The sequence below is a fragment of the Papillibacter cinnamivorans DSM 12816 genome (assembly GCF_900176335.1).
Taxonomy (GTDB): Bacteria; Bacillota; Clostridia; order Oscillospirales; family Oscillospiraceae; genus Papillibacter; species Papillibacter cinnamivorans.
This window is the reverse complement of the sequence record NZ_FWXW01000002.1, coordinates 79,999-94,069: the sequence shown is the minus strand read 5'-3', so window position 1 is coordinate 94,069 and position 14,071 is coordinate 79,999. Positions and strand designations below refer to the sequence as shown.

The 14,071-nt window shown below is 60.6% G+C and carries 11 protein-coding genes; all 11 read left to right on the top strand.

Translation table 11 applies throughout. The features are described from left to right. Nucleotides 1-29: 29 nt before the first annotated feature. Nucleotides 30-716, top strand: a complete 687-nt coding sequence (gene rnc, locus B9A13_RS03310; protein WP_084233640.1) for a ribonuclease III — start codon at nucleotides 30-32, stop codon at nucleotides 714-716. A gap of 143 nt (nucleotides 717-859) precedes the next feature. Beyond that, a complete protein-coding gene (locus B9A13_RS03305) occupies nucleotides 860-1,876 on the top strand; it encodes an elongator complex protein 3 (RefSeq protein ID WP_084233639.1) in 1,017 nt (338 codons plus the stop codon). A 243-nt stretch (nucleotides 1,877-2,119) separates the two neighbouring features. Further along, complete coding sequence (smc, locus tag B9A13_RS03300) at nucleotides 2,120-5,692, top strand: chromosome segregation protein SMC (RefSeq protein ID WP_242942763.1); 3,573 nt, start codon at nucleotides 2,120-2,122, stop codon at nucleotides 5,690-5,692. A 48-nt stretch (nucleotides 5,693-5,740) separates the two neighbouring features. Further along, the gene (ftsY, locus tag B9A13_RS03295; protein WP_084233637.1) at nucleotides 5,741-6,646 is read left to right on the top strand and encodes a signal recognition particle-docking protein FtsY; all 906 of its coding nucleotides are present in this window, start codon (nucleotides 5,741-5,743) and stop codon (nucleotides 6,644-6,646) included. Nucleotides 6,647-6,758: 112 nt separating this feature from the next. Next, nucleotides 6,759-7,478 (top strand): ribonuclease PH, encoded by a 720-nt coding sequence (gene rph, locus B9A13_RS03290; RefSeq protein WP_084233636.1) that lies wholly within the window; start codon nucleotides 6,759-6,761, stop codon nucleotides 7,476-7,478. After that, a complete protein-coding gene (locus tag B9A13_RS03285) occupies nucleotides 7,475-8,068 on the top strand; it encodes an XTP/dITP diphosphatase (RefSeq protein ID WP_084233635.1) in 594 nt (197 codons plus the stop codon). Before rph ends, B9A13_RS03285 begins: the two co-directional genes overlap by 4 nt. Next, nucleotides 8,055-8,567 (top strand): YhbY family RNA-binding protein, encoded by a 513-nt coding sequence (locus B9A13_RS14645; protein WP_084233634.1) that lies wholly within the window; start codon nucleotides 8,055-8,057, stop codon nucleotides 8,565-8,567. Before B9A13_RS03285 ends, B9A13_RS14645 begins: the two co-directional genes overlap by 14 nt. 51 nt (nucleotides 8,568-8,618) lie before the next feature. Then, entirely contained in the window at nucleotides 8,619-9,821 is a 1,203-nt protein-coding gene (gene nadD / locus B9A13_RS03275) for a nicotinate (nicotinamide) nucleotide adenylyltransferase (protein ID WP_084233633.1), read from the top strand. A 53-nt stretch (nucleotides 9,822-9,874) separates the two neighbouring features. Continuing rightward, on the top strand, nucleotides 9,875-11,131 hold the full coding sequence (locus tag B9A13_RS03270; RefSeq protein WP_159448010.1) for an LCP family protein: 1,257 nt from the start codon (nucleotides 9,875-9,877) through the stop codon (nucleotides 11,129-11,131). A gap of 49 nt (nucleotides 11,132-11,180) precedes the next feature. Beyond that, on the top strand, nucleotides 11,181-11,537 hold the full coding sequence (gene rsfS / locus B9A13_RS03265; RefSeq protein ID WP_084233631.1) for a ribosome silencing factor: 357 nt from the start codon (nucleotides 11,181-11,183) through the stop codon (nucleotides 11,535-11,537). A gap of 101 nt (nucleotides 11,538-11,638) precedes the next feature. Continuing rightward, complete coding sequence (leuS, locus tag B9A13_RS03260) at nucleotides 11,639-14,050, top strand: leucine--tRNA ligase (RefSeq protein ID WP_084233924.1); 2,412 nt, start codon at nucleotides 11,639-11,641, stop codon at nucleotides 14,048-14,050. Nucleotides 14,051-14,071: the final 21 nt, after the last annotated feature.

Below are 14,071 nucleotides of genomic sequence, written 5' to 3'. Positions count from 1 at the left end.
GCTTCGATTTTTCACGGGAGATGCAGCTTATGAATTCGCCAAATACGCTGGAGGAAAAACTGAAATACCAGTTTAAAAACCCCGCGCTTTTGGAACTGGCTCTCAACCACAGTTCCTACGCCAACGAAAACCGCTCCCGGAACATTCAGAGCAATGAACGGCTTGAATTCCTGGGGGATTCCATCCTGGGCATGATTACGGCGGAATATCTGTTTTTTACGTACGGAGAGATGCCGGAAGGGGAACTGACAAGGCTCCGTGCCTCGCTGGTCTGCGAGCAGAGCCTGGTGCTGGTGGCAAAGGAGCTGGACCTGGGGGAGTATATCCGGCTGGGCCGCGGCGAGGAATCCGGAGGAGGAAGGCAGCGGCCCTCCATCCTGGCGGACGCCGTGGAAGCGGTGCTGGCCGCCGTCTATCTGGACGGGGGATACAAGACCGCGCGGAAGATCATTTACCGGGAGATCTTCGCTAGGACGGAGCGTTCGGGGAAAAAACCCATGCGGGATTACAAGACGGCGCTGCAGGAGCTGGTTCAGAGAGAAACCGGACAGGTACTCAGCTACCGGCTCCTGGAGGAGTCCGGGCCGGATCACAGCAAGACCTTCCTTGTGGAGGTGCTGCTCAACGACCGGCCGGCGGGACAGGGAACCGGGCACAGCAAAAAGGAAGCGGAGCAGGCGGCGGCCAGCGCGGCCATCGAGCTGCTGTTTCCTTAAAGACCGGAAATCCAACGCCGGTCTCTGTTTGAAACTGCTTTCAAACAGAGACCGGCGCTTTCAAAACCGGGCCGGATTTTATATGAACTTCGAAGGACCTGATGACCAGTATGACGGGCGAACCGGTTTGACAGGAGGCTCCCATGGCAAAAGAACGCATCATTCCCATTTTTATTCCCCATCTGGGCTGCCCCCACCGGTGCGTGTTCTGCAATCAGAACAGCATCTCAGGGGAGCAGGTGCCGGTCACTCCCCGGACGGCGGCGGAGACGCTGAAAGCGGGGCTTTCGAAGCTGGGGGGCGAGAGCGCCCAGGCCGCGTTTTACGGCGGCAGTTTCACTGCGATTCCCGCTGCGGAGCAGGAGGCGTTTTTACAGGCCGTTCAGCCTTTTCTTCAATCGGGAAAGCTCACCGGCCTGCGGGTCTCCACCCGGCCGGACTGCATCGACGGGGAAACTCTGGCGCGGCTCCGGGCGGGGGGCGTCCAAACGGTGGAGCTGGGTGCTCAGTCCATGGACGGGGAGGTCCTGCGCATGAGCCGGCGGGGACACACCGCCGAAGACACGGAGCGGGCGGCGGGGCTGGTCCGGGCGGCGGGGTTTAGGCTTATTCTGCAGATGATGACGGGACTTCCCGGAGACAGCCGGGAAAAGGCCCTGGAAACAGGCCGGGTCCTCGCCGCTTTGCAGCCGGACGGCGTGAGAATCTATCCCGCGGTGGTGCTTCGGGACACGGCGCTTTTTGAACTCTGGCGGAGGGGCGAGTACGAGCCTCAGAGCGTGGAAGCGGCGGCGGAGCTCTGCGGGGAGCTGCTGGAGATCTTCCATGAAGCCGGTATCCCCGTGATCCGCACGGGGCTGAATCCTTCGGAGGATCTGGGCGGCGGCCAGGCGGCGGCGGGAGCGTACCATCCCGCGCTGGGAGAGATGGCCCGCTCCCGGTTTCTGTATCAAAGAGCCAAAAGGGTCCTCGCGGGCGTGCCGGAGGGATCGGACGCGGTGCTGGGGGTGCGCCGGGAGTGGGTGTCGCCCATGATCGGTCAGAAACGGGAGAACATCCGGAAGCTCCAGGCGGAATTCGGCCTTCATTCCCTGCGGGTGCGCCCCGTCTTTCCGGACGGAGGGGAAATCGTTCTGCTGGAAGTTGCCAAGCCTTTTTAAAATTGATATAATAACTGCTGCGCAGTTATTATATCGCATGCGTCCTCCAGGAGGACACGCGCCGCAATTTTATGCCGAGGCGCCGGAAACGCCATATGGCAAATTATATCATAAACGTCTTTGCGTTTATGATATAATACAAATTGTGCCTGAAACAAAACAGGAATAATTTTACATTTGATTTCATCGCGGCGGAGGCAGACCGGGTCAGGTTTTCCCCGCCGGATGCTGCGAGGTGCGCCCGTGTATCTGAAAGCGCTGGAAATACAAGGATTTAAATCGTTTCCCGAAAAAACCGTTCTGACCTTCGGAGAGAGCATCACCGCCATTGTGGGTCCCAACGGAAGCGGGAAATCCAATATTGCCGACGCCATCTGCTGGGTCATGGGAGAGCAGAGCACCCGCGCGCTCCGGGGCGGAAAGATGGAGGACGTCATTTTCGGCGGGACCCAGAAACGCAGTCAGGTGGGTTTTGCCGAGGTTTCCCTCATCATCGACAACACGGAGGAAATTCTCCCCGCCGAGGGCAGCGAGGTTATGGTGACCCGCAGGTATTACCGCTCGGGGGAGAGCGAATACTATATCAACCGGCGCTCGGTGCGGCTGAAGGACATCAACGAGCTTTTCATGGACACCGGCCTCGGCCGGGAGGGCTATTCCATCATCGGGCAGGGGCGGATCGACGAGATTCTGTCGGTAAAAAGCGAGGAACGGCGGGAGGTCTTCGAGGAGGCGGCGGGCATTTCCCGTTTCCGCCACAAGAAGGAGGAGGCCGAGCGCAAGCTGCAGCACACGAGAGACAATCTTCTGCGGATCGGAGACAAGATTTCGGAGTTGGAGCTCCAGGTGGAGCCGCTGCGGGAGCAGGCGGAAAAAGCAAAGCGGTATCTCGTGCTGAGGGACGAGCTTCGAAGCCTGGAGGTCTCTGTCTGGATGGACCAGCTGGACAAGCTGAGATCCTCCTCCATCAAGACTTTAAGCGACTTCGAGGCGGCAAAGGGGCAGCTGGAGGAGGGAAACCGGACTCTGGAGGCTCTGTATGCCGCCGCCGAAGGGTATTCCCAGCGGATGCGAGAAAAGGACATGGAGACGGAAAACGCCCGCTCGCGGCTTGCGGCCGCGGAAGCGGAAAAAGCCGAGGCGGAACGGGCCTGCGCCATCCTGAAGGGGGAAATGGAACACAGCCGGGAAAACGCGGAGCGGATCAGCAAAGAGCTTTCCGCCCAGGCGGAGCGGGCTGCGGGACTTTCCGCCCAGACGGAGGAGAGGAAACGGCGCCTGGCCGAAATCGCAGAGCGCAAGGACGGAATTCAGTACAGGACCGAGGAGCTTGCCACGGAAGCGGAGGAGGCTTTGCGCTCCTCCGGGAACATCGGTGCGGAAATCGAAGCCCTGCTTGCCAAGGAAACTCTGGAAGCGTCCGCCGCCGCGGAGGGACGGGGAAAGATCGCCGCTCTTGCCGCGTCCGACGGGGAGCTGGAGGCCCGGGACAGGGCGGCGGCGGAAGAGGAGACCGGAGCGAAGGCACGGGCGCAGACCGCCCGAAGCGCGGCGGAGGAGGCGGCCCGGCAGCTGAAAGAAGCCAGGGAAGAGGCGGCGTCTCTGCAAAATACCATAGGCGGGTACCGGCTTCGTCTGCAGAACCGGGAAAAGCGGGCCGCGGACGCCGGCGAAAAAAAGAACGCCCTGTCTCTGGAACAAAACAACATCCGCTCCCGGCTTCATCTGCTCACGGAAATGGAAAAGGAATACGAAGGGTTTTCCAAGGCCGTGCGCACGGTGATGCAGGAAGCGGAAAGGGGAATCCTGAAGAACATTCACGGGCCGGCGGCAAATCTCCTGCGGACCCGGGACGAATACACGGTGGCCGTTGAAACCGCTCTGGGACCCGCGCTGCAGCATATCGTGGTGGGCCGGGAAGAGGACGGAAAAGCCGCCATCGAATCTCTCCGGCGGAAGGACGCGGGGAGAGCCACCTTCCTTCCCCTCACCTCCGTCCGGGGAGGAGAGCTGCGGGAGGAGGGCCTTGCCCGGGAGGCCGGGTTTGTGGGCCTCGCCAGCAGCCTTGTGGAATACGAAAAGCAGTATGAGGGTATTATAAAGTCCCTTTTAGGGCGAACCGCCGTGGTGGAGGATATGGACCGGGCCATCGCCATCGCCCGGAAATACTCCCACCGGTTCCGCATCGTGACCCTGGACGGCCAGGTACTCAATCCCGGCGGGTCCATGACGGGTGGCAGCGTCAACCGCACGGCGGGGGTGCTGACCCGGGCAAACGAGCTCAAGCGCCTGGAAGAAAGAGCGGCCGAAACGGACGGCAGGCTTGCCGCAGCCGTGAAGGATCTGGAAGATGCCAGGCGGACAGAAACCGCCGCCCGTTACGAGCTGGAGGTGGCGACCACCCAGCTGCGTCAGCTGGAGGACCGGATCCTGAAGCTGGAGGGGAACGAAAAGCAGCACGAGGTCCTGCTCACGGAGCTGGACCGCGCCCTGGAGAATCTCGCATCGGAGCGGGGAGAAATCTCCCGCCGCCTGGAAGCAAGCCGGGAGGCGAAGGCGGCTCTTGAGACGGAGGCACAGGGGCATGAGGCTTCCGCCGCGGAATACCGGCGGGAGGCGGAGGCGAGGCTTTCCAGCCGGACGGAGATGGAGCGCCTGGGCGGACGCCTGGCAGAGGAAATCTCCGGACTCAAGGTGGAATCCGCCGCCCTCGCGGCGGAGGAGAGCGCGGAGGAAAAAGCCCTGGGAGAGCTGGAGGCCCTGGGGAAAGAGCTTCTCAGCGACAGGGAGAGCCGCATGAAAACCATCGGGGAATATAAGGAAAAAGAACAGGCCGCAAAGGAAAAGGCGGAGCGGCTGGAAACGGAGATCGGCCGTTTCCTTGAGAAGGCAGAGGCCGAACGCCGGACGATCAGGGAACTGGGCGGCGAAAAGCTCGCCCTGGAGGCCGAGCGGGTCAGACGGGAGCGCGAGAGCCAGGACAAAAACCGGGAAATCCTCTCCATGGAACGGGAATGCGCCCGGCTGGAGCAGAAAAAGACCACCGCTGCCCTGGAGGAAAAGCAGATCCTGGACCGCCTTTGGGACAACTACGAGCTCAGCCACACCGCGGCCCAGGCCGCGCGGGTTCCGCTGGAGAGCCTTCCCAAGGCGGGGCGCCGCATCGGCGAGCTCAAGCGGGAAATCGCCTCTCTGGGCTCCCCCAACCTGGGAGCCATCGAAGAATTCCAGCGGATCAACACCCGGTATGAGTTTCTAACCGGCCAGCGGGACGACGTGGAGCGGGCCAGAGGCGAACTGGAGAGCATCATCGCCAGCATTACGGGGGAGATGAAGCGAATCTTTTCGGAGCAGTTCGGAATCATCAACCGGTGCTTCCAGGAGACCTTCCTGGAGCTCTTCGGCGGAGGCAGCGCCACCCTGGAGCTGGAGGACGCGGGAGACATCCTCAACTGCGGGATTGAAATCCGGGTGCAGCCGCCGGGAAAAGCCCTCAAGACCATATCGCTTTTATCCGGAGGAGAAAAAGCTTTCGCCGCCATCGCGCTGTATTTCGCCATTCTGAAGGTACGGCCCACCCCGTTTTGCGTCATGGACGAGATCGAGGCCGCCCTGGACGACGTGAACGTGGTCCGCTTTGCCCGGTATCTTCGGAGCATGGCGGATAAAACCCAGTTCATCATGATCACCCACCGGCGGGGCACCATGGAGGAAGCCGACACGCTGTATGGGGTGACGATGCAGGAGATGGGGGTTTCCCGGATGCTGACCATCAATCTCAACGAGATGGCACGCGAACTGAATATCAAAAACTGAGTTTCGCCCGGGGGACAGGCTCCGGGCGAAAGGGGAGATAGACAAGACATGAATCTGTTTGACCGAATCCGGGAGGGCCTTTCCAAAACCCGAAAGGCCCTCGGAGGTTCCCTGGGGGGACTGTTCGGCAGTTTTTCCAGGGCGGACGAGGCTTTTTTCGAAGAGTTGGAGGAAACCCTGATTTTAGCGGATCTGGGGGTGGAGACCTCCCTCCGGGTGACGGAGGAGCTCCGGGAGCGGATCCGGACCCAAAAACTCAAGGGAGCGGAGGAGATCCGGGAGGAGCTCAAGAGCATCCTCACGGAGATGCTGGAGACCGGGGACCGGGCGCCCAGGCTGGGGACCCGCCCTTCCGTCATCCTTGTGATCGGAGTCAACGGGGTGGGGAAGACCACCACCATCGGGAAACTGGGGAGCCTTCTCAAGGCCCAGGGACGCCGGGTCCTCTTTTGCGCGGCGGATACCTTCCGGGCGGCGGCGGCCGACCAGCTGGAAATCTGGGCCAAGCGTTCCGGCATCGACATCGTGCGGCAGCACGAGGGGGCGGACCCTGCCGCCGTGGTATTCGACTCCATTTCCGCCGCCAAGGCCAGAGGGACGGACGTGATCCTCTGCGATACGGCCGGGCGGCTCCATAACAAGCAGAACCTTATGATGGAACTGAACAAGATCAGCCGGATCATCGACCGGGAGCTGCCGGGGGCGGACCGGGAGACCCTCCTGGTGCTGGACGCCACCACGGGGCAAAACGGCCTGGTGCAGGCCCGGCAGTTCAAGGAAGCGGCGGGGGTCACCGGGATCGTTCTCACCAAGCTGGACGGGACCGCCAAGGGCGGCATCGTCATCGCGGTGGCGGACGCTCTGAAGATCCCCGTGAAATACATCGGAGTGGGCGAGCGGATCGAAGACCTCGTGGAGTTCGATCCCAGAGCCTTTGTGGACGCGCTGCTGTAACGGAAAGAAATTTCCAAGAAGCGCAGGGCGCTTTGGCGCAGACCGATTGTCGAAATATCGTGATTTTTAAGAAAAACGAAGAAAGAACCGCGGTTTCCGCGGGAGGAGCAGTATGACAAGAATCGACGGCAGGCGGGCGGACCAGCTCCGCCCGGTGAAGATCACCTCCGATTATACCAAATTCGCTGAGGGCTGCGTGCTGATGGAGATGGGAGAGACCCGGGTCCTCTGCACCGCCTCGGTGGAGGAAAAAGTGCCCCTGCATGTGAAAAGCGGGGGCTGGATCACGGCGGAGTATTCCATGCTGCCCAGAGCCAACCGGGAGCGCACTGCCAGAGACATCTCAAAACTCAAACTTTCACCCCGCAGCGCGGAAATCCAGCGCCTGATCGGCCGGGCGCTCCGGAGCGCGGCGGACCTGGAGCTTCTGGGGCCGCGGCAGATCATCGTGGACTGCGACGTGCTGCAGGGAGACGGGGGAACCCGCACCGCGTCGGTCACCGGAGGATTTCTGGCCCTGGTGCTGGCCTGCCGCCGCCTGGTTGCGGAGGGCAAGCTGGCGAAACTCCCCATCCGGACCTTTGTGGCCGGCGTGAGCTCCGGCATCGTGAACGGGGAGGCGCTTCTGGACCTGTGCTATGAAGAAGACAGCCGGGCGGAAGTGGATTTCAACTGCGTCATGACTTCCGAGGGGAATCTCATCGAGCTCCAGGCCACAGGGGAGGGAAGACCCTTCACCCCGGCGGAACAGGAAAAGCTGCTGCGGCTTGCCGGGGCCGGAATCCGGGAGCTCAACGCTATACAGAAATCGATCACGGGAGATCTTATATGAAACTGATCCTTGCCAGCAACAACCGGCACAAGCTTGCCGAAATGCGGGCCATCCTGGAGGGACTGGGAATCCAGGTCATGCTCCAGTCGGAGGCGGGAATTTCCACCAATCCGGAGGAGACGGGGGAAACCTTTGAGGAAAACGCCCTTATCAAGGCGAGGGCGGCTTCGGAAGCGTCGAATCTACCGGCAGTGGCGGATGATTCGGGCCTCATGGTGGACGCTCTGGGAGGAAAACCGGGGGTATATTCCGCCCGGTACGGCGGCGAAGGGCTTTCCGACAGGGAACGCTGGGAGCTGCTTCTTCGTCAGATGGAAGGGGAAGAAAACCGGCGGTGCCGTTTCGTATCGGCCATCGCCTGCGTATTTCCCGGCGGAGACACGGTAAAAGTCCGTGGAGAGTGCCGGGGAGAGCTGCTCCGGGAACCCAGAGGAAGCGGCGGATTCGGCTACGATCCCGTTTTTTACATTCCGGAGCTGAGGCGGACCATGGCGGAGCTTACGCCGGAAGAAAAAAACCGAGTGTCCCATCGGGCGAGGGCGCTGAACCAATTTTTAGAGGAATTGAGGAAATACCATGCTGACAGGTAAGCAGAGAGCCGCCCTCCGGGCCGAGGCCAACTCCCTGGACACCATCCTTCACATCGGGAAGGACGGAATCACCGAGCCTGTGGTCAAGCAGGCGAGGGACGCTCTGGCAGCCCGGGAGCTCATCAAGTGCCGGGTGCTGGAGACAGCCATGCTCACGGCACGGGAGGCGTGTGACCGTCTGGCAGCGCTTACAGAGAGCGAAGGCGTCCAGGTGATCGGCAGCCGGTTCGTTCTCTACCGGGAAAATCCGGACAAGAAGCAAAAGGAAGCAAGGCCAGAACCAAAAGGGCCGAAGGCCGGGGGAAAGACGGCCCTGAAGCAGGGCGGGCCGGGAAAAAAGGCTTTCGTCAAGGCCGCTTCCGGAAAGGTGCGGCGGCCCGCCGGAACGGGAGGGAGCGCCGCCGGAGGGAAACGGCCGGCAATCTCCGTGAAGCGGGACGGATTCGGGAAACGATCGGGGCCGAAGCAGGGCGGAGGGAGCCGCGGGCCGAGAGGGTAAAGCTACCGTAGGAACGATATATTCTCAATTTTATAACGAGAAGGTCAGTGAATGCTGGATTACAAAAGAATCGGCTTATACGGCGGAACCTTCAATCCGCCTCACATCGGGCACATCCAGGCGGCGAAAAGCGCCGCGGAGCAGCTGCGGCTGGATCTCCTGCTGCTGACGCCCTCGGCACTGCCGCCCCACAAGGAACTGCCGGACCAGTCCCCGGACGGGGAGGCCAGAATGGAAATGCTGCGTATGGCCTCAAAGGGCCTTTGCTGCGCCGAGGCAGACGACACGGAACTGCGCCGGGGGGGAAAAAGCTACACGGTGCACACGCTGGAGCAGCTGCAGGAGAGATATCCCGGCGCGGAGTTCTGGCTGCTGGTGGGGACCGACATGTTCCTCACCCTGCAGGACTGGTATCAGAGTGAAAGGATCCTGTCCATGGTCCGGGTGGCGGTATTTCCCCGGGCGTCCCAGCCCAGGCTTCCGGCCATCGAGCGGCAGAGGCAGTACCTCACGGCGGCATATGGCGCCAGGGTGGACGTGGTCGTCAACACCGCGGTGGACATCTCCTCCTCCCACCTTCGGGAGCTGCTGGCGCAGGGCCTTGGACGCGAGTACTTACATCCGGACGTCTATAACTACATCGCATGCCGGGGGCTTTACGGAATGCGGGCCGGGCGGGAGCCTGTCCGGGATCTGGACGGGCTGCGTTCGGCCGCTCTTTCCATGCTGGCGCCCAAGCGGGTGCCCCACGTGCTTGGCTGCGAGGAGGAGGCCGTGAAGCTGGCCGGGCGCTGGGGCGCGGATCCGGAGAAGGCAAGAATTGCCGCGCTTCTGCACGACTGCACCAAGCGGCTGGAGCTGCCCCAGCAGTTGCAATTGTGCCGGCAGTATGGTATTATACTTGATAAAATTGAAGAAACGGCAAACAAACTGCTGCATGCAAAGACGGGCGCCACCATCGCCAGAGAGAATTTCGGAGTGTCCGACGAAGTGTACGGCGCAATTTACTGGCATACCACAGGCAAGGCGGATATGACCCTTCTTGAGAAGGTGATCTATCTTGCCGATTATATTGAGCCCAGCCGGGTTTTCCCGGGCGTGGAAGAACTGCGCGCCCTCGCGTACCGGGATCTGGACTCGGCGCTCCTCCGCGGCCTTGAAATGACGGTGGAGGAAATGAAGGAAAAAGGAAGCCCGGTCCATCCGGCGACCGTCAGGGCGCAGGACTGGCTGAAAGGAAAGACCAACGCATGAAAGAGCGGGACCATAACGACTCACACGACGCCGGACAGGCCGGCGGCAAAAGATTGAAAAAAAAGAAAATGAAGAAGGGCGTCATTGCGCTGATTGCCGTGGCCGCGCTGCTGGTCGTATGCCTGGCCGCTTACGCGGTTTTCGTGCGGGCCCCGGAGATTCCGGGGGATCCCACAGTCAGCGACAATCCCGGCGACGAAACCGGCGGCAACGTACTGTCAGACCGCAAAGATAAATTTTACACCTTCCTCCTGTGCGGAACCGACGACGGAAACGGCAACACGGACACCATCATGGTGGCGTCTTACGATGTGGAAAACCAGAAGCTGAATATCGTGAGCGTACCCAGGGACACCATGATCAATGTCAGCTGGAGCATCAAAAAGATCAATTCCGCCTACGGCGTAGGCGGGGTGGAGCGGCTGGAGGAAGAGCTTTCCAAAATTATCGGCTTCCACGTGGACTATTATATCAAGGTGGATCTGGAAGCCTTCGTAAAGGTGGTGGACACCATCGGGGGAGTGGACTTCGACGTGCCCATCAACATGAACTACGACGATCCCACCCAAAACCTGCATATCCATATCGACAAGGGTATGCAGCACCTGACCGGCGAGGAGGCCATCGGGGTCGTCCGGTTCCGGAAGGGATATCCGGACGCGGACCTGGGCAGAATCAAAACGCAGCAGGCGTTTCTGAAAGCCGTGGCGGAGCAGACCCTGCGGATCGGAAATCTCACGAAGATCCGCCAGTTTGCCGAGATATTCTCCGAATATGTGGACAGCGACCTGAGCGTGGGCAATATGATCTGGTTCGGACAGCAGTTTATGAAGCTGGACTCCGAGGACATCAGTTTTTATACCTTGCCCAACAGTACGGGCACGTTCAGAAATCAGTCCTATGTGACGCTGCACGAGGATGAGCTTCTGACTCTGGTGAACGCGACGCTCAACCCGTATTATGAAGACATCACGGCTTCCCGGCTGGATATCATGTCCATCCTGTCAAACGGGAGCCTTTCCTCCAGCACGGGGACTCTGAACGGGGACGGTTCCGCTCATACCACGGCCAAGCCCACCGCCACTCCCAGCGTATCGGAGACGCCGACGCCCACGGAAGAAACGCCGGAGATGACGGCGACCCCCACGGCGACACCGGAGCCCTCCGGAGAACCTGCCGAACCGAGCGAGGAACCCACCGAACCGAGCACGGAACCCACCGAAACACCGGCACCCACCGAGGCATCGGCAGAGCCTACGCCGACCTCGGGACCGGCGGCGGGGGGATCCGGTTCCACAACCGCATCATGATGCCGACAAGGCACGTTTTTATTCAGAATTCTTTGAAAGGGGAAGGTTAATGACACCGAAAGACACAGCGGAACTGATTGCAAAAGTACTGGACAGCAAGAAGGGAACGGAAATCCGGGTACTGGATACCGAGGCGGTCACGACGCTGGCGGATTATTTCGTAATATGCACCGCCACATCCCGCACACATATCAAAGCCCTGGCTGACGAAACGGAAAAGGCACTCAAGGAACAGGGAATCCCGCTGCACCACATGGAGGGATACCGTGGAGGAACCTGGGTCCTGCTGGATTTTTCCAGCGTGGTGGTCCACCTGTTTTCCGCCGAGGCCAGGAGCTTTTACTGTCTGGAACGGCTGTGGAACGACGCGGTTCCCGTAAGCATTCCAGGGATCACGGCCCAGTAAATTTCTCCAGATACCGGGGAGTCCCGGAGAAACGACAGAAACAAGCCGTCCGCGGAAATGAAAGGGACGGATAAATAAGCAGAACAAGAGGGTTGAACGGATTGAAGTACGATTACGGCCGGATTGAAAAAAAGTGGCAGGACAAATGGCGCGAGGCGGAATGTTTCCAGGCGGAAAACGGGGACAAGCGCCCCAAGTATTACGCGCTTATAGAGTTTCCCTATCCTTCCGGGCACGGCCTCCACGTGGGACACGCAAGGCCTTATACCGCCATGGACGTCATCGCCCGGAAACGGCGGATGCAGGGGTACAACGTCCTGTTCCCCATGGGATGGGACGCTTTCGGCCTGCCCACGGAGAATTACGCCATCGCCAATCATATCCATCCGGCCAAGGTTACGAAAGAAAACATCGCCTTCTTCCGCTCCCAGCTGGACATGCTGGGGTACTCCTTCGACTGGTCCAGGGAGATCAACACCACCGATCCCTCTTACTATAAATGGACCCAATGGATTTTCCTCAAGCTTTTTGAACATGGGCTTGCCTACAAGGCGAAAATGCCTGTGAACTGGTGCACCTCCTGTAAATGCGTGCTGGCCAACGAAGAGGTGGTGGACAACGTCTGCGAGCGCTGCGGCAGTCCCGTGATCCGCAAGGAAAAAAGCCAATGGATGCTGAAAATTACGGAATACGCCCAGAGGCTGCTGGACGATCTGGACGATCTGGACTTCATCGAGCGGGTCAAGACCCAGCAGCGCAACTGGATCGGCCGGTCCACCGGCGCGGAGGTGGATTTCGCCACCACGGCGGGGGACAAGCTCCGGGTTTTCACCACCCGGCCGGACACCCTTTTCGGCGCCACCTATATGGTGATGGCGCCGGAGCACGAATATGTGAAAAAGTGGTCCGACAGGCTGAAAAATCCTGAGGCGGTGCGGGAGTACTGCGAGCAGGCGGGCCGGAAATCGGACTTTGAGCGCACGGAAATGGCCAAGGACAAGACCGGCGTGGAGCTTTTGGCCGTACGCGCCGTGAACCCCGTGACGGGAGAGGAAATTCCCATTTTCATTTCCGACTACGTGCTGGCCACGTACGGAACCGGCGCCATTATGGCGGTGCCCGGACACGACACCCGGGACTGGGAGTTTGCCAAGAAGTTCGGCCTTCCCATCGTGGAGGTCGTGGCGGGAGGAAATGTACAGGAAGAAGCCTTTACAGATGTTGAAACCGGCAGGATGGTCAACTCCGGTTTTCTAAACGGCATGGAAGTGGCCGACGCCAAGGAGGCCATCACCCGCTGGCTCATTGAGCGCGGGTTGGGGGAGGCCAAGGTGAACTACAAGCTCAGGGACTGGGTCTTCTCCCGGCAGAGGTACTGGGGGGAGCCGATCCCCATCGTCCACTGCCCGAAGTGCGGATACGTGCCCATTCCGGAGAGCGATCTGCCGTTGGTACTGCCCAACGTCGATTCCTACGAGCCGACGGACACGGGGGAGTCGCCCATCGCGAAGATGCGGGACTGGGTGGAGACTACCTGTCCCCGCTGCGGCGGAAAGGCGGAGCGGGAAACGGACACCATGCCTCAGTGGGCGGGTTCCTCCTGGTATTTCCTGCGGTATACCGACCCGAAAGACGACAAGGCCCTGGCGTCTCCTGAGGCGTTAGAGTACTGGACCCCGGTGGACTGGTATAACGGCGGCATGGAGCACACGACGCTGCACCTTCTCTACTCCCGGTTCTGGCATAAATTCCTGTACGACATCGGCGTGGTACCCACCAAGGAGCCCTATCAGAAGCGGACCAGCCACGGGATGATACTGGGCGAGGGCGGAGAAAAAATGTCCAAGTCCAGGGGCAACGTGGTAAACCCCAACGACATCGTTGAGCAGTACGGCGCGGATACCATGCGTCTTTACATCATGTTCATCGGGGACTTCGAGAAGGCCGCGCCCTGGTCCTCCGCGGCGGTGAAAGGCTGCAAGCGCTTCCTGGACCGCGTGTGGAACCTGGGGGAGACGGCGGCGCCGGGGGAGGAATATACCCCCGCTTCGGAGCGGGCAATCCATAGGACCATCAAAAAGGTGGGCGAGGACATCGAGGCGATGAAATTCAACACGGCCATCGCTGCTCTTATGTCTTTGGTCAACGATTTCGCGACAAACGGCGTTACACGCAAGGATATGCGGACGCTTCTAATCCTGCTGTCTCCCTTCGCGCCCCACATCTGCGAGGAGCTGTGGGAGATGCTGGGCGGCAAGGGTATGGCCTGCAGCCAGAGCTGGCCGGAGTACGACGAGGCCAAGACCCTGGAGGAAGAGGTGGATATCGCGGTACAGGTGGGCGGCAAGCTTAAAAGCACCGTGAAAATTCCGCTGGGAGCCGGAGAGGCGGCAGCCCTGGAAGCTGCGAAGGCGGACGAGAAGATAGGAAGGCTGACGGCGGGAATGAAGCTTGTCCGGGTGATCTATGTCCAGGATAAGCTCATCAATCTCATTCTGCGGCCGGAAGTATAGGAAGTTTCCTTTTCTCCGTGC